Consider the following 23,591-nt stretch of genomic DNA (forward strand, 5'->3'; position numbering starts at 1 on the left):
ACATTAACAAATCATAACGTTACGTCTACCCTAAAAGCACCGAGAAGGGCATCGGGATGATCACGATAGGTAAAACGGTGGACATACTCCACACGCAAAAGCCCGAGAATATTGGTAATGCCTATAGATCCTTCCATATAGGGTACAGTACCGTATTGGCGTGATACGGACGGAAAACGGTATAACCCTTCCGGAGAGAGTGCCGGGTTGTTCTTATCACTCAGCCGCCCATGGGCGATCCTGAATGAGACCAGTTCCTTTAATTGCAACATGTCTGCGACCGGCATTTTTGCCAACAGCAGATCATCTCCCACAAAAGTCATCCGCAACGTATATTGCTCGTCGGCCACAAATTCCAATGGCCGGTTCAGGAAAAAAAAGTTATTCTCAATATGGTACCGGTACCGTTGATTAGGATACACCAGTAATGGGAAAGGCACTTTATCCCATACCTTCATCACCTCTCCTACCACATCCAAACGACCGGCATTCCCCAGTAAAAAACGCTTCTGGGCTGAAAATTCAGACCTGTGATAGGCTACTTCACCACCCATAAAACCATCAACACCCATCGTATGGGAAAGGAAAAAGACCGGAGAAGTTATTTCCAAAGGTATTCTCTTCCGTTTTTGCTGATGATAGGCCTCTCTCACCGAATAGCGCAGTCGTACACCTACATCGGTAGTATTTAATTCGCCCCTTGTAAGGACTTTGCCCTCTTCAAAATCCTGGTCGAATTGCAATTTTCCCTGGGGGACTAACCGTGACCGTCTCACCCGGAATGTGTGTGCCAATCCGTTTTTATACTCCCTCTCATAATTAAGCTCTGCAAAATTACGATAGGCCGCTTCATTCTTTGATCGCCTGTAAGTGATCAGTAGCAGGTCGTTCAGGGCATAAGAATGCATATCCCCGGGAGAATAGAGATCGTTTTCATACACCAATCTCAGGTTGTTTTTCGGGAACTCATCCTCATGATAGGCTTTTTTGTTGAATGAGTAGATGGCCTCACCACGGTATTTAAGCTGTTGGTCCCTGAAACCATATGCCAGGTATCCCTTCACGAAAAAGTGGGGACTCAACCTGGAATTGGAGGCAATACCTGCCCTGAGCCGGATTCCTTCAATAGGGTTATAAGTGGGAATAGTCTGTATCCTTCCAAAGTCGAACCGGTTAGTTTCCGGATCTCCGAGCGGAATCCAGTCGTTTGTCACGAACTTTACCGCTCTGGCAAGAAACGCACCGAAGGCTCCTGAATTCACGGCTATACTATCCTGTATCGCACGAACTCTATCCACATAGTCGTCCGGTTCCAGCGCCACGATCAGTCTCTCCGTTTCGTGCTCATCCAAAGAAAGGGACATCAGTTGGAATCCCTCCCTTGCGACCATCAGTCGCCTGTCGGTAATTGAATCGGGAACAGAAAGCGAAAATTCTCCTGTATTATCGGCTACGGTTCCAATAGAGGTTCCCTGGATAAAGAGCGCTGCATAAGGTACCGGAGTGTGATACTTTGCATCCGTCACCACCCCTTTGAGTAGCGTGTTTTGTCCAAATACCGAAACACCGGCACTTATCAAAAACAGGAAAAACAATAATATTGAAATTTTTTTCATCTTCTCCGGTTTTAAAACTAAGAACCAAGCATTCCAGAACGTTTTTACCGTTCAAAAAATACGTTGAAACCTTTGTTTCTTAAGAGAGCCAAGACTTTTTAAATGAAAAGTGAAAAATGAATTTTCAACTTCTTCACTACTTAACTAATCAGCACTACTTGTCCCGACTTGTCAGGATCACCAAATCAGCAAATCGTTAAATCATCACAGTTTCCTGTAACGCACCCTTTTCGGCTCTTCGTTCCCGAGTCGCATCTTCTTGTTTTCCTCATACTCGCTGTAGGAACCCTCGAAATAGAATACCTCAGAATTGCCTTCGAAAGCGAGGATATGGGTACAGATACGATCCAGGAACCAACGGTCGTGCGAGATCACTACGGCACATCCGGCAAAGTTGTCCAACCCTTCCTCCAATGCACGCAAAGTGTTCACATCGATATCGTTAGTCGGCTCGTCGAGCAACAGTACGTTAGCGCCTGCTTTAAGTGTCAGTGCCAGATGGAGGCGGTTCCGTTCACCACCCGACAGCACACCGCACAGTTTTTCCTGGTCGGCACCCGAGAAGTTAAATCGGGAAAGATAAGCGCGGGCATTGATCTCTTTTCCGCCTACGCGTACAAATTCCGAACCACCGGAGACGACCTGGTAAACTGTTTTCTCAGGGTCGATGGCTTCGTGTGCCTGATCCACATAAGCTGTTACCACCGTTTCGCCCACCTCAAATTTTCCCGCATCCGGGGTTTCCATCCCCTGAATCAACCTGAAGAGGGTGGTCTTTCCCGCACCATTGGGACCAATTACCCCCACAATACCGTTGGGCGGCAGCATAAAGTTCAGGTTATCGAACAATAGTTTGTCACCGAATGCTTTCTTTACATTGACCGCTTCAATCACCTTATTTCCCAGTCTCGGGCCGTTAGGGATAAAGATTTCCAGTTTCTCTTCCCGCTCTTTCTGATCCTCATTCAACAGCCTCTCATAAGAATTCAGACGCGCTTTTCCTTTTGCCTGGCGTGCCTTGGGCGCCAGATTGATCCATTCCAACTCCCGTTCCAGTGTCTTACGCCGCTTGCTGATCTGTTTTTCCTCCTGCTCCATCCGTTTAGTTTTTTGTTCGAGCCATGAGGTATAATTTCCTTTCCACGGGATTCCCTCTCCGCGATCCAATTCCAAAATCCAGCCGGCCACATGATCGAGGAAATAACGGTCGTGCGTGATACAGATCACCGTACCCTTGTACTGTTGGAGATGTTGTTCCAGCCAGTCGATCGACTCCGCGTCGAGGTGATTGGTCGGCTCGTCCAGCAGCAGCACGTCAGGTTCCTGTAACAACAACCGGCAAAGCGCCACTCGACGGCGCTCCCCACCCGATAGTTCACGTATAGGTTGATCTTCCGGGGGACAGCGCAAGGCATCCATCGCACGTTCCAGCCGGTTATCGATATTCCACGCATCAACAGCATCCAGTTTATCCTGCAATTCGGCCTGACGGGCAAAGAGGGAATTCATCTTCTCTTCGTCCTCATAATACTCAGGAAGTCCGAATTTCAGGTTGATCTCTTCATATTCGTTCAGCAGATCCATCACAGGCTGTACACCTTCACGGACAATTTCAATCACCGTTTTATCGGCATCCAGCGCAGGGTCCTGTTCCAGGTAACCGACCGAGAAGCTTTTATCGGATACTACTTCACCCTGATACTCTTTCTCAATTCCGGCAATGATCTTCAACAGCGTCGACTTTCCCGAGCCGTTCAGACCGATAATGCCGATTTTAGCACCATAAAAAAAGGAGAGGTAAATATCTTTCAATACCTGTTTGTGTGGCGGAAACGTTTTGCTCACGCCCACCATGGAAAAAATAATCTTTTTATCGTCGGACATATTATTTAATTACAAATTACAAATTACCAATTACAAATTATTAATTACTAACAACTTATAACTATTACTAATTGATTTGCTGATTTGATTTGTTTCGATTGATTCATAATCCTCATTCACGTGGCTTGTGGACCAAATAACCACTGGGCATAAATCTGAAACGGAGCACAAAGATAATGAACATTTTCGTTAAGTAATACGAACAGAAACAAACTTGTTGTATTATGCCGTTACGAGAATTGGAAATCTAGAAGCTAAAGCGACTCAAAATGACTAATGAAATTGAACTATTCTGTTATGTCAAACGGGGAGAGAGTAAGCTTGTAATGCTTTTTGAGTTGCTTTTGCTCCTTCCTCTACCAATTCAGTATATTTTTTAAAGTTGAAGATACTGTAATCACCCGCAGGAACCTCAATCATAAGATCAGGTTTAATCTCTATACAGCTCTTTCTGATATTGGTCTGAACAATCATGGCAGCCGAGTCCATCAAAAGAGAGAATTTATTGTATGTTTTCAGCACATTCTTTTTTGCACCTATAGACACTCCAATCAGAATATCATCAGTCGTACGAGAAACTTTGTCCAACGGCAATGGATTCAATAACCCACCATCGATTAAAGACATATTATTAAATTCATACGGTTTAAAGATAAAAGGTAGGGAAATGGATGCCCGTAAAGCATCAATAATTTTTCCTTGGTTGAAAATAACTTCTTGTTGATTCAATATATTTGTCGCAACTGCAGTAAACGGTATTTTCAGATCCTCAATCTTGGTATCGGAAAATATTTGCTCCATCTTTTTATACATTTTCCTTCCACCAATAATGCCTTTCCGACTTAAGCTGAAATCAACGAATTGGAAAATAGTCTTTCTGTTAATATTGCAAAGGACTTCTTTACATTCATTCCAATAACCCGAAGCAAAAGCGGCCCCCACAAAAGCTCCCATTGAACAACCCGCGACAGAAGAAATAGAATAATTTTGTCTGATTAACTCTTCTATAACACCAATATGAGCTAATCCTCTTGCACCACCTGTTGCCAAAACCAAAGCCACTTTTTTACCCTTCTGCATAATTATAAGAGATATTAATATCTAATTTTCATCTATTTTAATCCCCTGTATCTGGATCATCCGGTACTAAAGTACAAAAAATCCATATTGTGAAGTGAAAATTTATGCTTAATCACGGCTCAGGCAATATCCAAAGAATTTCTATAGGCCACCCTTTCGCTTTCATTGAAAGCTTTTCCCTGATCCGACAAAAGAGCTGATTCCTTTTGCTTAAAAACACAACCTTAGGTCATTTATCTATTTTATATGGCGTCAACAGAAGAAAGAACAAGTGATGGTAAGCTTCATCATTTATCATATACATCGCCCGTAAGTTCGGGCGATGGAAATACAAAATGGCGCTTTTTTAGATTATCTTATTGAAGTGTTCCTTATCATTATTCATCTTGATCTTTTAACGCGGACAATACCCGGATCCCAGGAAACCACTAAGGACTGTAACCGGTATTCGTTCATCTCTCATAATTATTTTTTCTCCTTTTGTAAGATGATTTTTTAATATACTTTTGTTTGACTTTTGCCAAAACAACGCAAATGTAATAAAATATCAAATGAAACAATATTGCATTTATAAAATATTATTCTACTTTTGTGCCGGGAATGTTATTTTGATTACATTAGCTTAACAAAAAAGTTCATGCATGAGAACAATTCTCATGCCCGTTTCAGAAATACTTCGTATAAAAATGAATAATAAAGCACTAACAACAAGCAATTTGATTTTTTCCTATAACAGGTCGATTACATTCGGTTTTCCCGATATCGACTGCGCGCCGGGGAATCACTGCATCATTATGGGGCCGTCGGGCTGCGGAAAAACAACCTTTCTGCATCTTATTGCCGGATTGTTAAAGCCTGATTCGGGAGAAGTGATCATCCAAGGTATCGATACCGTCCGGTTACATAGTGGTGAAGCCGATCGGTTCCGGGGAAAAAATATCGGGATCATCTACCAGAAACCGCACTTTATACAATGGCTGACGGCTTTTGAAAATTTACAGATCGCACGTTATCTCAATAATCTGGCAACGGAAAATGAAGATATAAACCACCTGCTTCGTTCTTTAAATCTGGAAGACAAAGCAAAGAGCAAGCCGTCACAAATGAGCCAGGGAGAATTACAACGCTTGTCGATTGCACGGGCAGTGATCAATAAGCCCGCCCTTATCCTGGCCGATGAACCGACATCGAGCCTCGACGACAAAAATTGCACGGAGGCATTGAATCTACTCAAACGCCAAGCAGAGGAACTGCAGGCAAGCCTTGTGATCGCCACCCACGATAAACGGTTGCTGGATCATTTTCCAAACAGGATTTTCTTATAAAACTCTTCAGGGACTACCCCTCCACGACAAAGAATTGTCTCATTTTAATTTATGCACATTACATCATGAATATATTTTCACTGAACAGGAAACAAATCAAGGCAAAGCCCTTGTCTTCGATATTGAATATCTTTTTATTTGCCACGGGTGTCGCTATTATCTCCTTCCTGTTTCTCACAACAGAGAAAATAGAAAACCAGTTGAATAACAACGTGGCCGGCATCGACCTTGTAGTGGGAGCGAAAGGGAGTCCTTTGCAACTTATTTTAGCAGGGATTTACCATATCGACCATCCCACCGGAAATATCCAATACAAAGAAGCCCTCGAACTCACCAAAAATCCCCTGATCAAACAGGCGGTTCCTTTGGCATTGGGTGATAGTTACCGTGGATTCCGTATAGTCGGTACCGACCAGACATTCCCGGAACTTTATCATGGGCAGTTGAAGGAAGGAATGTTGTGGAAAACCGATTTTGAAGCAAACATAGGATCAAAAGTCGCGGAAAAGACAGGATTAAAAATTGGAGACAGCTTTACGGGTGTGCACGGTTTTATAGAAGAAGCAGGACATGCACACGATGAGCACGAATATATTGTAACAGGTATCTTCGAAGAAACGGGGACGGTGCTGGATCAGTTGATCCTTACAAATATCGCGAGTGTGTGGAAAATCCATGAACACCATCATGAGCACCACGATGACGAACACATGGAGTCCGAAGGCGCACATGTTGCGGAAGCGGAAGGAGCTCACGATCATCATCATGATGACGAACACGTGGATGCACATGAACACGGGCATGATTACGCTCACCATAGTGACGATAACAAAGAGATCACCCTACTGCTGGTTAAATACACCAATCCGATGGGAGCGATCACCCTACCACGGTTGGTTAACTCTTCCACTAATATGCAGGCAGCATCGCCGGCACTGGAGATAAACCGGTTGTATTCGTTGATGGGAGTCGGAGTGCATACCATACGTCTTATTGCAGGCTTTATCATTATAATATCTGCTTTCAGCATTTTTATTTCACTGCTCAATTCATTAAAAGAGCGCAAGTATGAACTAGCCCTGATTCGTTCGATGGGAGGAAGCCGTAATAAACTGTTCTCTCTTGTTGTTATGGAAGGGATCATCATCGCATTCATAGGCTATCTACTGGGACTGGCACTGAGCCGGTTAGGCATGCTGTTGGTTTCATATTATACTGAAACCAACTATCATTATAGTTTACAGCAGTGGTTTAATATCAACGATTTTTATTTTTTATTTGTTTCACTGATAATCGGATTGCTATCGGCGCTGATTCCGGCCATTAAAGCGATGCGTACAGATATCTCCAAAACCCTTAGTGAATGAGACGAACAGACAAATGTTCCATACAACCTTAGTGTTAAAAAATATATGAAGACAAAAACTATTTTTCTATTTTTTCTCCTGTGTGCAATCTACTTCCCGGTAAATGCACAACAGCCGAAACCGCAGACCGTTTCCTGGGACATGCTGAAAGATGTAACATGGTCTCAAAAATACATAGCTTCCCTTTCGGGATATTACCAGATGCCTGAATTCGGAAGGCAGATAGAATTTCTCGATAACAGAACTGTTATCATACAGGGATTTTATGTGCCGGTAGACGTGGAAGGGACTATTTTCGCACTCTCCGAAACACCTTCCTACATGTGTTTTTTCTGTGGTGTGGGAGGAATTGAATCCGTGATGGAAATATCTGTAAAAGAGGGACACCACGATTTAAAACATGTCCGCACCGACCGGTATATACAAGTCAAAGGAATATTCAGTATCAACAGGGATGATCCGGAACACCTGATGTATCTGTTAAAAGATGCGGAACTGGTAAAGGTCGTAAGATAGTCCACTTCCGATTGAAACAACCAAGAACTGATTTTAAAATTGAAAAAATGATGGATAACATAGGGTTATATGCTTTATTAAGTACGCTCGTCGTGAATCTGCTTTCTTTTGTCGGGGCGTTCCTTTTTTTCCTTAAAACCAAAGTATTGAAACAGATATTACCGTTACTGATCTGCTTTTCCATAGGAGCTTTACTGGGAAATGCCTTTTTCCATCTTGTCCCTGAATCCTATTTTCACCTTCCGTCGGCTCATCTCACCTCGTGGCTCATTTTAGCGGGATTTTTGCTCTTTTTCATCATCGATCAGGTATTGCATATCCATACCGATACAGAGTCCCATGCGCACCCCGACAGCCATGCATCGGGAATAAAGCCCTATGGATATCTGAGCCTCTATGCCGATGGGATTCACAATTTCACTGATGGTATTCTGATCGGCGCGGCATGGATGGTGATGCCGGAATTGGGGCTGGCAACAACGTTAGCCATTATTATGCATGAGATCCCTCAGGAAGTGAGTGATATCGGAATTTTGCTCCGTGCAGGATTTTCTAAAAGAAAAGCATTATTGTTTAATTTTGGAATAGCCTGTGCAGCCATTCTGGGGACTGTTCTCACACTATGGCTGGGACATCGCATAGGACATTTATCCACTTACATATTACCGGTTGCAGCCGGAGGATTTATTTATCTTGCGGCTGGCAGTCTGTTACCTGAAATCCTGAAAGAAACCGCGAAACGGAATTTGTTGTTACATCTGGTTGTGATCCTGGCAGGCTTGGGTGTGATGTATTATCTCAGCCTGCACAGCGGGCATCATCATTGAATTCGCTAAAAATCTCCTATTCCCCATAAATCAACACCTCACCTTTCCTTATAAATAAATCCCCTTATTGGTAAATCAACACCAATAAGGGGCCTTCTTATACTTATAAATTTCTATATTTCCCAGAGCTTACTTCTTCACTTCTCACTCTTCACTCTTCATTCTTCACTTCCCTACCACTTTCAACTCATCAATCACATGGGATGCTCCCATCACCTTATCGATCATGTACAATACGTAGCGGATATCCACGCTGATCACACGTTGCATTTCCGGTTCAAAGAGGATGTCTCCACTGAGTGATTCCCAGTTTCCGTCGAATGCCAGTCCGATCAGTTCTGCGTTCCCATTCAGCACGGGACTGCCGGAATTTCCTCCGGTGATATCATTGTTCGACAACACATTAACCCTCATTAGTCCTTCCGGATCACCATAGCGATCGAAATCGCCGGAACGAATGGCATCCAGGATATATTCCTGCACATTGAATTCGGGATCGCCCGGCTTCTGTTTTTCCAATATCCCCTGCGAGGTAGTATAATAATCATACCAGACGGCATCGCGCGGTTGGTATCCCCCTACTGTCCCGTAACTCATACGCTGAGTGAAATTGGCATCGGGGTAGAAAGTCTTATCTGCATCCATTTCCATAAGGGCAGCCATAAATTCCCGTTCACCCCTGAGCATTTTCTCATAATAGGACATCATTTGTCCCGACAACTCATATCCCATATCAGCAGTCGACAACGCCAGTTCCATGGCCGGATCCTGGGTGAGCGACTGGGTATCTGCCGTCTTCAGCAGTTCCAGCAACTCCTCTAACGATGTGAAGCGGGAGTTGGCAAACAACCAGTCGGCATATTGTTCATAATCCCCACCGAACTCGTCCTTCACCTTTTGGTAGATATCAGGATGATACTGTTCGGGAACACGTTCGGCATAGAGTTTCATCAATGTGGGGAGTACCTTCTTATCCAGTGCCGGTTCATAATTTTTATACGACTCGATAAAGCGGTCGTTGATAAAATCCTGTTTGTCCTCTTCGGTACCGTCACTGTCGAATTGCAGGATGGTATTGGCAAAACGTATCAGTTCGATTCCGTTATTAAATACTTCCAGAAAATAGGTGGTATAAAGCGCCAGATCACCGGAATCGGTATAGGCACTCTCCAGTGTGGAAAGTGTACTGCCGTATCTGGCCTGGCGGACAGGACTGCCTTTGATCCACTCCTTCAATCTTGCTTCCAGCTTCTCCTTTTCGGGCAGCACTTCCAGATTGGTAAGCGCTTCGTTCATTCCCATGGAGTTCTTCCAGTAATTGGAGCTGCCGGCATATTTATTGGCATATTTAATACGGATGGTATCATTTTTGGTCATCGCATCCCACCAGATATCCTGTTTGGCTCCCCTCACTTCGATGCGGGGTTTGTTCTCCGACTCCATCCGCTGGCGGATTCCCCACGACGACATGTAACGCTGTGTACTGCCGGGGTAACCTATTGTCATTGCGTAATCTCCATCGGTCACGCCGTCGAGCGATACAGGGACTACATATTTAGGTTGATAAGGTACATTTTCGCTACTGTAGTTGGCCGGACGGTTATCCTTATCCGCATAGACACGGAATACCGAGAAATCACCGGTATGGCGCGGCCACATCCAGTTGTCGGTATCACCACCGAATTTCCCGACTGAAGAAGGAGGTGCCGTAACAAGGCGTACATCACGAAACTGATCATATAGCACAACGTAGTATTTGTTGCGTGAATAGAAAGGGACAATGCGGGCATGGGTAAATGGATCTGTTTCATATTCGTCTATCAGTGCAGTGGAAAGAGAGTCGATCGCCCGTTCGCGTTGTATCTCACTAAGAACAGAAGGTACATGGGCCATGATCCGGTCCGTCACATCCGTCATCGATTTCAGGAACGACACAGTCAAGCCATCGGCAGGCAGTTCTTCTGCCTGATTTTCCGCTACGAACCCGTCTTTCAGATAGTCATGCTCCACCGCGCTCAACTTCTGGATAGCCCCGTATCCGCAATGGTGATTGGTAAATATCAATCCCTGGTCGGAGACCGCCACGCCGGTACATCCTCCGCCAAAGATCACCACCGCATCTTTCAACGACGGATTATCTTCATCATATAATTGATCTACGGGAAAAGTAAATCCCAACTCTTTCATACGGGCAACACTCTCGCTGTTCAACTCCTTGAGCAACCACATACCCTCATCGGCTTTCACCGTCAACGTCGCCAAAAATATCGCGACCAACAAACCTACTTTCTTCATAAATTTATTTTCAATTTCAAAATTCCAGATTTCAGATTCCAGATTATTCTTAACTTCTAATTTCTAATTTCTGACCTCTGACTTCGTCACTTCTTAGCTCTTACTTCTTAATTCTTAATTCTTAATTTTTTCCCAATCACCGGCAATTCCCGTAAAGGCAGTTCCTTTTTAACAACCACAAAGATATATAGCATGATCAACACCGTATTGATCAGTAATCGCAGCCATAATTCAGGTATATTATTGTATGTCAGTGTAATCCCGGCGAAGAGAATCATCGATAGCAGGAAGAAAAATCCGGCCGACCTGAGGTTGTACGGGATAGGATAATTTTTTTGTCCCAGGAAATAAGAAACCAGCATCATGGCAAGGTTGGCGATAAATGAAGCCCACGCACAAGCCATATAGCCAAACCGGGGAATAAAAAGAATATTGATTACTATGGTGACGATGAATCCAAAGATTGACATATATGCTCCCCACCGGGTTTGGTCGGTGAGTTTATACCACAACGAGAGATTGAAATAGATACCAAAGAAGAGTTCACCCAGAAGGACAATAGGTACCACTTTTAGCCCTACATGATAACTTTCGGGGATCAGTTTCTTGATAATATCGATATAACCGGTCGTCATTAAAAAGATCAGCAATCCGAAAATGATAAAAAATTTAGTTGCATCGCTGAACGACCGGCGATCACCGGCAGCACCTTTATTCCTCGCAAAGATAAAGGGTTCGAAAGCATAGCGGAAAGCCTGGGTGAACATCACCATGATGACGGCGATCTTAAAGTTTTGTCCATAAATACCTAATTCAGTAAACGCTGCTGCCTCGTCGGGGTAGACCCAGGGAAAGATAATCTTATCCACTGTCTGGTTCAATATACCCGCTACGCCCAGGATAAGAATGGGAAATGAGTATCGCAGCATCTGGCGTAATAATACCCGGTCGAATGTAAACCTGATTTTCAGTTCGGGTGATACCATCAGGAATTGGATAACCGAAGCAGCAAGATTGGAGATCAACACGTAATCAACTCCCCGACTGATATCGAACCAGGAAAATGCATCAGGAAACAAGGTTTGTAGCCAAGGGCAACCAAGGAAAAAGAAAAGGTTGAAAAGGATGGTCAGTACCACATTGACAAGCTTGATCACTGCAAACCGGATAGGACGTTTTTTAAACCGAAGGTTGGCGAACGGGATGGCACCCAATACGTCGAAACAGAGAATGATCACCAGCATAAGCAGGTAATGCGGCTTCATCGCCGCACCTCCCAATGCGAAAGCCGCAGGTTCTAACAATAACAGTGCAGCCAGGAAAAAGAGCAATGTTGTGAAGGCAATACTGATAAAGGTGGTGGAGAAGACCCTCACAGGGTCATTCTCTTTATTGGCATAACGGAAAAATCCGGTTTCCATACCGTAAGTGAGGATTACCTGCAAAAGTGCCACCCAGGCATAAAAGTTGGTCAGCACCCCGATATCGGAGACCTCCGGCAGAGCGAATGCCCAGTATAGTGACAACAACCAGCTAAGGAGTTTAGGCAAGACACTTCCTATCCCATAGAAGAAAGTCTCCTTTGCCAACGATTTCATTCCTCCTGCCATATTTTCTCGATAATTTTTGAAGACTGGTTGTAAATTAATAGTGAAAAACGAATAGTGAATAGTGAAAAATGAATTCTTGACTTCCAATCTTCTTCACTTCTAATCCGGATCTTCACAACTGTAATCGAATATTACAATGGCAAAGGTAGTATTTTTCTGCGTAGTGTCTGCGCTGTAGCCCATCATTATTTATCTTTAAGAAGAATGATAGCTAAAATATGGAAAAAAAAAGCTTACTTTGCAGGTCGAAACAGCTAAGAAATAAACCAAGTAATATGTAAGGCAGGCAACGGTTGTCACTGTACAGGCCGAAAGCATGCAATCGAAATTTATGGCACAGGACGACGTTTTTAAGAAACTGGTATCGCACTGTAAAGAATACGGATTTGTATTCCAGTCGAGTGAGATTTACGACGGGTTAAGCGCCGTGTACGATTACGGACAGATGGGTGTGGAACTCAAGAACAATATCAAAAAGTACTGGTGGGACAGTATGGTACTGCTGCACGAAAATGTAGTAGGCATCGACTCCGCCATCTTTATGCACCCTACCATCTGGAAAGCATCAGGGCATGTGGATGCATTCAATGATCCGCTTATTGATAACAAAGACAGTAAAAAACGGTACCGGGCAGACGTACTGATTGAAGACCATCTCGCCAAATACGACGAAAAGATCGGGAAAGAGGTGCAGAAAGCGGCAAAACGGTTCGGCGACCAGTTCGACGAAGCGATGTTTCGTGAGACCAATCCCCGCGTGCAGGAAAACCTACAGAAAAGGGATGAAATCCACGCCCGTTTCGCCAAAGCGCTTAATGATAATAATCTGGAAGATCTTCGTCAGATCATTCTCGATTGTGAGATCGTCTGCCCCATAAGCGGCACGCGTAACTGGACGGAAGTGCGTCAGTTCAACCTGATGTTCTCTACAGAGATGGGATCGACAGCCGACGGAGCAATGAAGGTCTATCTTCGTCCCGAAACGGCGCAGGGTATCTTCGTGAACTTCCTGAACGTACAGAAAACAGGTCGCATGAAGATCCCGTTTGGTATCGCCCAGATAGGAAAAGCGTTCCGTAACGAGATCGTAGCCCGTCAGTTCATCTTCCGTATGCGGGAGTTCGAACAGATGGAAATGCAGTTCTTCGTCGCTCCCGGTGAAGAGTTGCAATGGTTTGAACATTGGAAGCAATTCCGGATGAAATGGCACCAGGCACTGGGCTTCGGCGCAGAAAAATACCGGTTCCACGACCACGACAAGTTGGCGCACTATGCCAATGCCGCTACCGATGTGGAATTTGAAATGCCATTTGGGTTCAAAGAAGTGGAAGGCATTCACTCCCGTACCGATTTCGACCTGAGCCAGCATGAAAAATATTCCGGTAAAAAGATACAGTATTTCGATCCGGAACAAGGAAAATCGTATGTGCCTTATGTAGTGGAAACCTCTATCGGGGTGGACAGGATGTTCCTTTCAATCCTCGCAGGTTCTTATCACGAGGAGATACTGGAACGCGGTGAGATCCGTGTACTGTTGAAGCTACCCCCTACCCTTGCGCCGGTCAAGTTGGCCATATTACCGCTGGTAAAAAAAGATGGTTTGGCTGAGAAAGCACGGGAGATCATGGATGATCTCAAATTCAGCTTCGCATGCCAATACGACGAGAAAGACAGCATCGGCAAGCGCTACCGCCGCCAGGATGCCATCGGCACCCCTTTCTGCGCCACCATCGACCATCAGACGCTGGAAGACAACACGGTAACCATCCGTTACCGCGACACGATGGAACAAGAAAGAGTTTCTATCGATTCACTACAACAAACCATCTCCGAAAAAACGGATATGAAGAATTTGTTGAAACAACTGGCTGTATAAAGTATAAAAAACCACAACAATGAAGAAACAACTATCACTGATTTTCAGCTTTTGCGCGATTATCCTCTTTGCCTCATGCGACAAGACGGAAACGTTCGACGATCAATGGAAAAACGCGAATGAAGCACAGTTTGCGAAAATTGCTGCTGATTCGAGATATACCCGGATCAATTCGGCATCAACCGCCGGCTATATTATGGTTAAGGAGATCGAGCCGGGAGACGGAGAAACACCCTATTTTACCGACAGGGTAAGAGTACTTTATACCGGATGGTTTAAAACCGATTGGTCGGAGGAGAGAGATACCTATACCGACGACCGGGGGGAAACCATTATCAATAAAATAATCTTCGATTCCACGGACAACAGGAATAATATTCCCAGTACATTTTATGTAGACCCGTCCAGATCAAATATTGTAACCGATGGACTTTCAACCGCATTACAACACATGCAGGTAGGAGATAAATGGGAAATATGGATCCCCTGGAATTTAGGTTTTGGATCATCGGGATATAGTGCTTATAGAATAGAATCTTACACCACACTGGTTTTTGAAATTGAATTGGTTAGTATTGTAAAAGAGTAAGATAATAAATCATCTATCGTTTGTGTATTATATACGGTATTTAGTGAAAGTCTGGTAACCCATAAAGAGAAATCAAAGCTTTTGAATTTGTTCTTGGCTCAGACCGGTTATTTCCAAAATAGTCTCTGCGTCAAATCCTTTATTTTTCATGTTTTTGGCAATTCGGAAAATTTCATTGGAAGCACTTTTTTTATGAAAAATCAGTTTGGAAAGTCTCCTAATATTCCGGATAAGCAGATCCCTTCCCTCTTTTTTGTTGAAATCGACACCACAGAAAGTAGACCTTTGTTTATGCAGGATCAAATAGTATATGCCTGCGATAAACAGTGCGGAAACTACCCGGATATCAATATCCGGGTCAACCGTTTTATAGAAATCATCAAAACTTTCCACTATCCCTGAGGTATTGGCCTCTCTTAATTTTGCAGACCTTGATGTGATTTTATTTTCCTCCGCAAGTTCCCATAAGAGTATCTGTTGCATGCTTTTATTTGTATACAAAGATTCCGTTAATGCCACGAGGATATTCTCAAAAGTAACCGGATGGTCTTTTATAGCTTCCGGTTGAATGTTGCCTGCTACATCCACCAGCCAATAGTCAAACTTCTTTATATATTCATCAAACAAATCATCCAATGATTTAAATCTGTTGTAGAAAACATTCGGAACAATTCCTGCTTTTTCCGTGATGGCTGCCAGAGTTGTTTTGGAAAAGCCATCCTCTTCAATAACCGCTTTTATGGCATTCATAAAATCTCTTTCAAGGGTCATTTTTGTACGCCTTGGATTTCTTTGTTTTTTATTCATTTTTTGACGATTGAAACGGAAAATTTTATCAAAGATACAAACTTATTGGCGAAAGTTCAATGCCCTGTCTATTTTTACGAGAGAATGAACCAAATTGTCCAAATCTCCGAATTCATGTGTAGCCAAAACACTCGCTCTTATTCGTGCATCTTTCCTGCTGACTGCCGGATAACATATGCCGACAGCATAAATCCCGGATCGCAGCAGCATTGCTGCAATCTTTTTTACTTTATAATTATCCCGTACCATTATGGGGAAAATTGGTGATACCGTGTTTTTAATGTCAAAACCGCTCTCAAGAAGGCATTTTTTCAAATATGCCACATTCTTCCAGAGTTTCTCCCTGTATGAGGGATCTGCTTTCATTATTCTCAACGCTTCCCTGGATGAAGCGGTGGCCTGTGGCGTAATGGCAGCAGAAAAAATACTGCTCTTTGCATACCATTTAATGTAGCGTATTATATTTTTTGAAGCTCCGACAAATCCTCCTACACTACCGAAAGACTTGCTTAATGTTCCGGTTACTATATCTACCTGACCCAATATTTCATAATGTTCAATCACACCCCGGCCGGTTTCTCCGAACACGCCAATTCCGTGGGCATCATCCACCATTAAAAAGGCGCCATACTTCCTGCACATCTGTAAAATCTCAGGTATCAAAGCGATATCTCCATCTTGCGAATAGGCTCCGTCGATAATGACCAGTTTAGTTATGTATTCGTCCTGTACTTTTTTTAATGTCATTTCCAGGTAATCCAAATCATTATGTCCAATGGTTTTGACATTTGTATTTGACAATCCTTCCGTTACACTCATATGTACAAACGTATCAGTCAGGGCTATGTCCTTTTTACCCAGAAGGCAGCCTAAGACTCCGGTGTTGGTTCCATACCCTGAGGAAAAGATCATGGCGTCTTCCTGGCCTATAAATTCGGCTATTTCTCTTTCTAACAACCTGTGTTCCTCCAAAAAGCCCCCTATGATCGGAGCGGCGCAAGCCCCCGTACCATATTTTTTTAGGGCTTCTATGCCTGCGGCAATTGTTTGCGGATGCTTCGACATCCCCAGGTAATCGTTGGCAACAAAACTAATTACTTTACGGGGTTCTCTTGTGTATATATCCCTAACAGTCATCGTTGACCCTATACCGGTGGTAGCTTCTGCTAAGTATGCACGGTGCTTGCTGTCATCCAACTGGTGAATGTAATCTTGAAAATAGTCAGCTCTATCTACAAAATTCATTTCAAGGTTAAACCCAAAATCTTTTAATGAGTATTTTTCTCTTTCCATATAGTGTTTTTTGCAAATATAAATATTTTACATAGAAAATCAATATTATTTATCCGGGTATTTTATATTAAACAGGCGTGTTATTGATATATCTCATAACACATTAATTATAAAACAAATGAATATATTTATCTTGGCATTAAGAAGTATCCCGATTACTTTATATAGTCATCCTAATTTATCATTCATTTTAGAAGCTGTTTTGAATTTATTCCCTAATTTTTCTAAGCATAATTTGACAAAAAGTTATTTGCAGCATAGCTTCCGCCGACTCTGTTCTGTACTCGTAATCTGTCGTCATCCTCCTGTAATTCTCGATCCAGGAGAATGTTCTCTCTACAATCCATCGCAGCGGAAGTACCTGAAATTTCTTTGATGATTCATCGGGCCGGAGTACCACAGAGAGTTCCCATCCAAGGTTTTTGACGAACCCCGCCAGTTTGCCCCTATATCCACCATCAGCTATGATCTTTTTGAGTCTTGGAAATAGAAACCGGAGTTGTTCGATTGGTTCCACAGCCCCCACGCTGTCATAGATATTGGCAGCATGTACTTTGACTGCCATGGGCAATCCAAGTGTGTCCACAATAACATGCTCCTTTCTCCCTTTGACTTTTTTGCCCCCGTCAATGCCATATTCACTGCTGTCTATATGATGGGAAGTCCTTACACTCCGGGAATCTATCAGGCCGACACTTGGGCTGGTTTGTTTGCCACAGGCCTTGCGGACTGTGTCTCGAAGATGGTGCATCATCTGCTCAAAGACACCCTCCAATTTCCATTTACGGAAATAGAAGTACACGCTTTGCCAAGGGCCGAATTCCTTGGGTAGCATCCGCCACTGGTAGCCTGTCTTGGTTATGTAAAGCATAGCGTTTATCATTTCCCGTAACCTAAGTTCAACTTAGAAGTGCAACACCCGGGTGTTGTTTTTTGAAATGATTTCTTCAAAACAATCATGAAAAACACCGCGGGGGTTTGCCTAACGGCCGGGGGCGCGAAGCCCCCGAGGAGAGTCAAGCGGCAACATAAAAGAAAAAGGAGACCGAAGTCTCCCTAAAATTAACTATTATGTTGCTTATGAGAAAAAAATACAAACAGTTAACTTCAGAACAAAGGTACGCATACTTTCAATTAATAAAAACAATCACATTTGTCCGGTTAAACTTCATTTTTCAGCAATTTGAAAAAATGGGGTTTTCAGAGCAGACTCATGCTTTGTAATATTACATTATTGCCGTCCTATTCGTAAAAGAGATAATTTCAGAAATATTCCTACGAGATTCACACTTTATATAAACCAAAAATAACATTAAAGATAATACATATTATTTATTCATAAATACACCGAATATATTAAAAAAATAACCATTAAATAATAAAATCATAATCATTTAATAATAAACATATTATCATATAATCAGCCGTTAAATTTTTATTTTAATTTTATTTCTATAATATATTTATATAATTTTGCGAATACATAAACATTCTAATTTATTTTTATTATGAACACATTAAAAAAAACTTATTGGTATTTATTAACTTTGGTATTTATTAACTTTATGGTTAGTTACCATTCTTGGTTCTTGTGACAAAAACACTTCAATAGAACCAATTGATCAAAGTGAAGAAGAAAATGTATCAGTTATGATCATCAATTCTGAAAAGACATTAAGATTTAAAGACAAAGAGACTTTTGAGAATTTTGTAAGAGAAATTAATAGAAAAGATGAAAAAGAGAAACTTTTGTTCTCCTTACAAAAAGGCATACAAAGTCCTTTGGCAATAATGATTGCAGCAGATGAGGAATTGGATGTGATTCTAAATACATCTGCAGATTTGGAAGATTTCAAAACCAAATATACATTATTCAAAGAAAAATATTCATCTGATTTCCTTTTTAAGGATGAAAGTGAGGAAGATTTTTCTCCTTATTCCAAGTATATTAACTCAGAACTTGAGTGCATAATAAATTTAAATGGGAACTATGTAATCGGAGATTCCTTGTGTAAAGCTCCATCATACAATAGTATAGATGAATTAATGAATGACATGATTTCATCTACAAAAGCAACGGTTTCAAATCAAATTAATTATGCTAAAGCACAAACAAGTAGTAGACGTGTCGAGATCTGGATGAGCAGAACAGGTGATGATATTTATGTACGCTTTCTTGGAAAGAAAAAACAATGGCTAGGTTGGTTTAAAAATGATATGCAATTTATGGGAGAATTTAATCTATCATGCTCGGCTAATAATCCTTTTGAATTTTATGAAACACCTTATTTTGGATATCCATATCAATCGTATAGAAATGAAGAAGGCAAAACATTCAGAATAATCACAAAAGTATACAAGGATATCACTGTTAATTTTGGCAGAGTAAATTATAGGTATTATCCAGAACTTGGCATATTAAGAGGAAGAATGGAAATTTGGTCATCGGAACTTAGCTATAATGATAGAGGTATAGGTAATGTGGAGTTAGCTCGGTATTATTATTAACGCAGTACTCTTTTACTAAATAGATAAAAATAAGACCCAAAACCGGCAAAAGTTATACTTTTGCCGGTTTTGGGTCTTTCGCTTTTATTTCAAACCAAAACGGTTTTTCTTCTTTGCCGCTACATACCACAAATAGACAGCCAAGAGGATAAAAGCACCCAGGAGGATGATCATTTCCGTTTTATGTTCCATGGGGGCAACCCATATTTCATTGAGAAAGTTTACCCTTCCCAATATTTCTACCGGCGTCCAGAACACAATAACCGTTGCAATGGAGAAACGGATATTCGCACCCCATGCACAGATTCTCAACTGTTTAATGAACATAAAAACCGATCCGATAAAACAGCCCAGGCCTACAAGGAACGTTACCGGATGATGGTCGCCAAGTAAATTGGGATCGTAGCAGAACATCAAGAGCAGGTAAGAAGTCCACAGGATCATGATCAGTTCCATAAAGGTGACGATGGAAACATGACGGGTCATGGGACGCGTCACGATGATATCTTTTTTATCCCTGAAGAGCCGTTTTTGCCACCAGTTGATGAAGTTGCATCCGGTACGCGCACTGAACAGGTAGAGCACCATGACCATCGTCCAGAGGCCGAAGGTGGCGGGAAGGATCAGGTATTCGGGTTTAGTGACCACTTCACCGTTCACAATTTCGGGTTGCACCCCGTAGCGATGCGCGTAATACATAAAGAGAAATTCCACCCATCCGGTCCAGAAAAGGAGCCCGCCGAAAAGCCCCCAGAGTGTTTGTCGTGTGTCCCCCTTGGCAAATACGCCGCGGATCACGATGAACAACCCCACGGCTCCCATGGCAAATGCCGCGTAGTGCATCGTCGTCCGATCCATCAGGTGTTCCATCGTGATCATCAGCGCGTGCCCTAACGGCATCATGAATAACACTAATAAAAAAGAAGCTACTGTTTTCCAAACATAAATCTTGTTTGTTTCCATAATTTGTTGTCGACATGTTAACTTATCACTACAAAATTAACTATTTTGACCCACTGTGCAATACCTAAAAATAAGGGTTTTTCGGGATATAAATACTAATAAATAGGGAGAAAAGCCAATTCATGCGGATATATGGTCACGACGATACAAATGGAAATACCAATAAATGGGGTGTAGAGGGATTGCGGGTTACATGCAATCTTCTCTATTTCTGCAACATGCGGTTGAAGCTGTATCTGAATGATACGATGAAGTAGCTTCCAATCTGTTGGGTACGGCGTTCATAGAAACCGTCGGCAGTGACATTGCGGTTATAGTCTTTCTTTTTACTGAGAATATCCGACCAGTAAGCGGATAATTCACCCTGTTTTTTTCTCATGAACTTCCACGTTACACCCATGTTCCAGATAAACTGGTCGTCTCCATTAGCAATATTGGTGCCGTTGCGGAACGAATAGGTGGCGTCGCTTCTTAGTTGGACGTCACCGGGCAGATTGGCAAAATTATTGAACGTGAGGGCATAGTTACGTGTGTAATTATCTGTTTGTCGCAACGAATTGTGGGAGTGTTGGAAACGCCAGTCGCCCGTCAGCTCGAAACTCCCCCATTGGGGCAGGTACGACACGCGCAAATTACTGGTCACCCCTGTGCTCCGGGTAATGCTGCGCTCGGGTTGTTCGCTCTGCCCCTCGTTGACCAGGTTTATGTTACGGTTGTACGAGCTGCCTGTGCGGGCAGCGATCCTGAAGCTGCGGATACGATTCTGGTATCGCAGCATGGCGTTGCCGCTCCAGTTTCCGTTGATGTTGACGGGATAGCTTTCACGCCCACCGGTTTGGAGGTTGTAAATCACGGTGCGGGTGAAGCTATTGATGGTGTTCTGCCAGTTGAGAGAAGCAAAAATATCACGACGGTTATCGTTCACATCCAGACGGACAGATTGATTGTAGGCAGGTTTCAATCCGGGGTTACCACGGGTGATGTTGAGCGGGTCGCTGTTATCGGTGAGCGAAAGTAAGTCGGTCAATGCAGGTTGCTGCGTATTGCCCTGGTAATTAAACCGGAACTGGAACTTTTCCTTCTTCCACGCTGCCATCATTGAGGGTTGAAAACCGATGATGCGGGTGGCGGTATCGGCTTGCAGCAATCCGGTCTTCTGGTCGATACTGCGCCGCTCGGGGCGGACGGAAAGTCCGGTATTAACGTCCCACATATCATTGGAATAGTGCATCCGCAAGGCCAGATCGTGTGCAAGCGTACGGCTGTCGCTGCGGTTGCTCAGGCTGTCGATATAACCGGCTTCGTAGCCTGCAGGCAAATGCCCGGGTTGTATATCATCCGTTTCGCCGTCGATAAAAGCGGAAAGGTCGTAGGTGTTGCGGTCGCTCTCCTGGGTATTGTGTGCCAGATTGTAAGAGAGTTGCAGGTTGAATTTCTCCGTGAAAGGATGTGTAAACATCAGGCCGAGACTTTGGTCGCGGCTGGCAGACGGGCTGAGGTGCGATTGCACGCGGTGAAGTATGGAGTCGTTCCCCGTGTCGTCCTGCAAACGGTAGTAGGTAGTAGACGAGTTCATAAAGCTGTCGTTGTCGCCCTTGTTATGGGAATGTTGCAAAACGAGGCTGACGCTGCTTCCTTTTTGGTTGATCTTACGCGTCAGGTTTGCGCTGACCGAATAGCTGTTCATCCGGTTGGACGAAAGTGACCGCATACGGATATCGTTTATTTTCATGTCTTCCTGAAGGTTATCGATATCTGCAAACGGATCTGACAAGTCGGCTCCCGGATCGGCATCGAACATCACCTGACGGTTGCTGTTCGCATTCTCTCCCTGCATAAGATTAAAATTTCCGAAGAGATTAAAGAAGGTCTTGTCATCTATCTCCCAGATCAAACCGGCATAGGAATTTATGGCGCGTTGTTTGTTGGTACTTTCGTCGCCGGATAGCTGATACCGGTTTCCCGAAGTGAGATATTGCTCGGTAAATCCGGTGGATTGGCTTCCGTCCCGATTGCCCATATAAGAGAGATTCCTGTTCACTGAAATTTTTTCAGCCGGCTTCACGGTGAAATTTGTCCCCACTATATTTTGGATGTTATCCTTATGGCGGGATGTCATCTGCCGGTTGCCCGAATTGGCGATAAGTGACAGGTTTTCCCCACTCTGCCTGAAATAGTTGCCCACCAGTTCAAGTTCCTTCTTACCGTTGTTCCCGCGCCCCGCTTTTGCCGATGCCATCAAAGCACCGCCGAGTTCGCCCTTGGTCTGTATGTCCAACACGAAATTTTCCCCTCCCGAGCGGACGCCGGTCACTTTTTCCAACTCACTTCGTTTGTCATATACCTTTATTTTACTGATGAGTTCCACGGGTAGATTTTCCAGTGCCATACGGTTGTTGCCGGAGAAGAATTCCTCACCGTTCACATTGATGGAGGAGATGGGTTTTCCATTATATCGCAGGGATTTGTTAGTAACATCGTATTCCAGTCCCGGGATACGCTTCACGAGTTCCTCCAGATAGGACCCTTCGGGGGTTTTATAGGCTTCCGCGTTGATTATAGTGGTATCGCCTACCTGCACGATCTCACTCATCGGTGCCGTAACGGTGAATTCGGCCAGTTCCACCCCTTCTTTCAACAGGATACGGCCCATATCGACGGTATCTGTCTGACTGTCTAATCTATGGAAAGCAGGTTCCATACCGGTGTAGGAGACTTTCAACAGATACCACTTGTCTTTTGCGGCAGTGAACCGGATATTGAACCGTCCGTCTGCACCGCTGACTCCGCCCTTTACCAGTGTGGAGTCTTTTGCATCGAGTACCGAGATATTGGCATCAGGCAGAATATGAGTGTCATCTTCGAATATGGCATACGTTTGTCCATAGGCTGTTTTAATCTGTTGGGCAGATAAAACGGCCGGCAGCAACATCATGCACAGGCATAATAACCGGATTTTGCACACCATCTTCTTTTATTCAGTATTCAGCTTTTGCAAGTTGTATAATTTAGTGGCATAAATTTCACTTAATGGA

At 43.3% G+C, this 23,591-nt stretch carries 17 protein-coding genes; 7 read left to right on the plus strand and 10 right to left on the minus strand.

Annotated features, from left to right (window positions below):
• Positions 1-11 precede the first annotated feature (11 nt).
• From PSM36_RS09610 to PSM36_RS09620, 3 genes are all read right to left on the minus strand, one after another.
• Entirely contained in the window at positions 12-1,616 is a 1,605-nt protein-coding gene (locus PSM36_RS09610; protein ID WP_154671001.1) for a DUF5686 family protein, read from the minus strand.
• 204 nt (positions 1,617-1,820) lie between these two features.
• A complete protein-coding gene (gene ettA, locus PSM36_RS09615) occupies positions 1,821-3,500 on the minus strand; it encodes an energy-dependent translational throttle protein EttA (RefSeq protein ID WP_076930719.1) in 1,680 nt (559 codons plus the stop codon).
• 300 nt (positions 3,501-3,800) lie between these two features.
• Entirely contained in the window at positions 3,801-4,580 is a 780-nt protein-coding gene (locus PSM36_RS09620) for a patatin-like phospholipase family protein (protein WP_076930720.1), read from the minus strand.
• A gap of 641 nt (positions 4,581-5,221) precedes the next feature.
• Between PSM36_RS09620 and PSM36_RS09625 the strand changes: the two genes are divergently transcribed.
• From PSM36_RS09625 to PSM36_RS09640, 4 genes are all read left to right on the plus strand, one after another.
• Positions 5,222-5,905, plus strand: a complete 684-nt coding sequence (locus PSM36_RS09625; protein ID WP_232001401.1) for an ABC transporter ATP-binding protein — start codon at positions 5,222-5,224, stop codon at positions 5,903-5,905.
• A 65-nt stretch (positions 5,906-5,970) separates the two neighbouring features.
• A complete protein-coding gene (locus PSM36_RS09630) occupies positions 5,971-7,272 on the plus strand; it encodes an ABC transporter permease (protein WP_076930721.1) in 1,302 nt (433 codons plus the stop codon).
• 45 nt (positions 7,273-7,317) lie between these two features.
• Entirely contained in the window at positions 7,318-7,788 is a 471-nt protein-coding gene (locus PSM36_RS09635) for a hypothetical protein (RefSeq protein WP_076930722.1), read from the plus strand.
• Positions 7,789-7,835: 47 nt separating this feature from the next.
• Positions 7,836-8,615 carry a ZIP family metal transporter gene (locus PSM36_RS09640; RefSeq protein ID WP_076930723.1) on the plus strand — a complete coding sequence of 260 codons (780 nt, stop codon included), beginning with the start codon at positions 7,836-7,838 and terminating at the stop codon, positions 8,613-8,615.
• Positions 8,616-8,780: 165 nt separating this feature from the next.
• Here PSM36_RS09640 and PSM36_RS09645 read toward each other — a convergent pair whose 3' ends face one another.
• Together PSM36_RS09645 and PSM36_RS09650 are read right to left on the minus strand one after the other, a co-directional pair.
• Complete coding sequence (locus PSM36_RS09645) at positions 8,781-10,910, minus strand: S46 family peptidase (protein ID WP_076930724.1); 2,130 nt, start codon at positions 10,908-10,910, stop codon at positions 8,781-8,783.
• A 107-nt stretch (positions 10,911-11,017) separates the two neighbouring features.
• Positions 11,018-12,520 carry an oligosaccharide flippase family protein gene (locus PSM36_RS09650; RefSeq protein WP_076930725.1) on the minus strand — a complete coding sequence of 501 codons (1,503 nt, stop codon included), beginning with the start codon at positions 12,518-12,520 and terminating at the stop codon, positions 11,018-11,020.
• A gap of 331 nt (positions 12,521-12,851) precedes the next feature.
• Between PSM36_RS09650 and PSM36_RS09655 the strand changes: the two genes are divergently transcribed.
• Together PSM36_RS09655 and PSM36_RS09660 are read left to right on the plus strand one after the other, a co-directional pair.
• Positions 12,852-14,396: a glycine--tRNA ligase gene (locus PSM36_RS09655; protein ID WP_076932168.1), complete on the plus strand. Its 1,545-nt coding sequence runs from the start codon at positions 12,852-12,854 to the stop codon at positions 14,394-14,396.
• A gap of 19 nt (positions 14,397-14,415) precedes the next feature.
• Entirely contained in the window at positions 14,416-14,985 is a 570-nt protein-coding gene (locus PSM36_RS09660; RefSeq protein ID WP_076930726.1) for an FKBP-type peptidyl-prolyl cis-trans isomerase, read from the plus strand.
• A gap of 72 nt (positions 14,986-15,057) precedes the next feature.
• On the opposite strand, the gene PSM36_RS09665 is transcribed toward PSM36_RS09660, so the two are convergent.
• From PSM36_RS09665 to PSM36_RS09675, 3 genes are all read right to left on the minus strand, one after another.
• Positions 15,058-15,792: a TetR/AcrR family transcriptional regulator gene (locus PSM36_RS09665; protein ID WP_076930727.1), complete on the minus strand. Its 735-nt coding sequence runs from the start codon at positions 15,790-15,792 to the stop codon at positions 15,058-15,060.
• Positions 15,793-15,834: 42 nt separating this feature from the next.
• Positions 15,835-17,085: an aminotransferase class I/II-fold pyridoxal phosphate-dependent enzyme gene (locus tag PSM36_RS09670; RefSeq protein WP_076930728.1), complete on the minus strand. Its 1,251-nt coding sequence runs from the start codon at positions 17,083-17,085 to the stop codon at positions 15,835-15,837.
• A 208-nt stretch (positions 17,086-17,293) separates the two neighbouring features.
• The gene (locus tag PSM36_RS09675) at positions 17,294-17,956 is read right to left on the minus strand and encodes an IS5 family transposase (RefSeq protein WP_161947564.1); all 663 of its coding nucleotides are present in this window, start codon (positions 17,954-17,956) and stop codon (positions 17,294-17,296) included.
• Positions 17,957-18,735: 779 nt separating this feature from the next.
• On the opposite strand from PSM36_RS09675, the gene PSM36_RS09680 reads away from it, so the two are divergent.
• Positions 18,736-19,593 carry a DUF4848 domain-containing protein gene (locus PSM36_RS09680; protein WP_076930730.1) on the plus strand — a complete coding sequence of 286 codons (858 nt, stop codon included), beginning with the start codon at positions 18,736-18,738 and terminating at the stop codon, positions 19,591-19,593.
• Positions 19,594-19,677: 84 nt separating this feature from the next.
• Here the strand turns inward: PSM36_RS09680 and PSM36_RS09685 are convergent, their stop codons facing one another.
• Together PSM36_RS09685 and PSM36_RS09690 are read right to left on the minus strand one after the other, a co-directional pair.
• Entirely contained in the window at positions 19,678-20,556 is an 879-nt protein-coding gene (locus PSM36_RS09685) for a hypothetical protein (protein WP_076930731.1), read from the minus strand.
• 205 nt (positions 20,557-20,761) lie between these two features.
• Positions 20,762-23,524: an outer membrane beta-barrel protein gene (locus PSM36_RS09690; RefSeq protein ID WP_076930732.1), complete on the minus strand. Its 2,763-nt coding sequence runs from the start codon at positions 23,522-23,524 to the stop codon at positions 20,762-20,764.
• Positions 23,525-23,591: the final 67 nt, after the last annotated feature.

This window comes from Proteiniphilum saccharofermentans, assembly GCF_900095135.1.
Taxonomy (GTDB): domain Bacteria; phylum Bacteroidota; class Bacteroidia; order Bacteroidales; family Dysgonomonadaceae; genus Proteiniphilum; species Proteiniphilum saccharofermentans.

What these genes read in the sequence shown, in the direction of transcription:
- PSM36_RS09610 (WP_154671001.1), bottom strand. Translation starts at nt 1,616, where the DNA reads ATGAAAAAAATTTCAATATTATTGTTTTTCCTGTTTTTGATAAGTGCC.
- ettA (WP_076930719.1), bottom strand. Translation starts at nt 3,500, where the DNA reads ATGTCCGACGATAAAAAGATTATTTTTTCCATGGTGGGCGTGAGCAAA.
- PSM36_RS09620 (WP_076930720.1), bottom strand. Translation starts at nt 4,580, where the DNA reads ATGCAGAAGGGTAAAAAAGTGGCTTTGGTTTTGGCAACAGGTGGTGCA.
- PSM36_RS09625 (WP_232001401.1), top strand. Translation starts at nt 5,222, where the DNA reads ATGAGAACAATTCTCATGCCCGTTTCAGAAATACTTCGTATAAAAATG.
- PSM36_RS09630 (WP_076930721.1), top strand. Translation starts at nt 5,971, where the DNA reads ATGAATATATTTTCACTGAACAGGAAACAAATCAAGGCAAAGCCCTTG.
- PSM36_RS09635 (WP_076930722.1), top strand. Translation starts at nt 7,318, where the DNA reads ATGAAGACAAAAACTATTTTTCTATTTTTTCTCCTGTGTGCAATCTAC.
- PSM36_RS09640 (WP_076930723.1), top strand. Translation starts at nt 7,836, where the DNA reads ATGATGGATAACATAGGGTTATATGCTTTATTAAGTACGCTCGTCGTG.
- PSM36_RS09645 (WP_076930724.1), bottom strand. Translation starts at nt 10,910, where the DNA reads ATGAAGAAAGTAGGTTTGTTGGTCGCGATATTTTTGGCGACGTTGACG.
- PSM36_RS09650 (WP_076930725.1), bottom strand. Translation starts at nt 12,520, where the DNA reads ATGGCAGGAGGAATGAAATCGTTGGCAAAGGAGACTTTCTTCTATGGG.
- PSM36_RS09655 (WP_076932168.1), top strand. Translation starts at nt 12,852, where the DNA reads ATGGCACAGGACGACGTTTTTAAGAAACTGGTATCGCACTGTAAAGAA.
- PSM36_RS09660 (WP_076930726.1), top strand. Translation starts at nt 14,416, where the DNA reads ATGAAGAAACAACTATCACTGATTTTCAGCTTTTGCGCGATTATCCTC.
- PSM36_RS09665 (WP_076930727.1), bottom strand. Translation starts at nt 15,792, where the DNA reads ATGAATAAAAAACAAAGAAATCCAAGGCGTACAAAAATGACCCTTGAA.
- PSM36_RS09670 (WP_076930728.1), bottom strand. Translation starts at nt 17,085, where the DNA reads ATGGAAAGAGAAAAATACTCATTAAAAGATTTTGGGTTTAACCTTGAA.
- PSM36_RS09675 (WP_161947564.1), bottom strand. Translation starts at nt 17,956, where the DNA reads ATGCTTTACATAACCAAGACAGGCTACCAGTGGCGGATGCTACCCAAG.
- PSM36_RS09680 (WP_076930730.1), top strand. Translation starts at nt 18,736, where the DNA reads ATGATCATCAATTCTGAAAAGACATTAAGATTTAAAGACAAAGAGACT.
- PSM36_RS09685 (WP_076930731.1), bottom strand. Translation starts at nt 20,556, where the DNA reads ATGGAAACAAACAAGATTTATGTTTGGAAAACAGTAGCTTCTTTTTTA.
- PSM36_RS09690 (WP_076930732.1), bottom strand. Translation starts at nt 23,524, where the DNA reads ATGGTGTGCAAAATCCGGTTATTATGCCTGTGCATGATGTTGCTGCCG.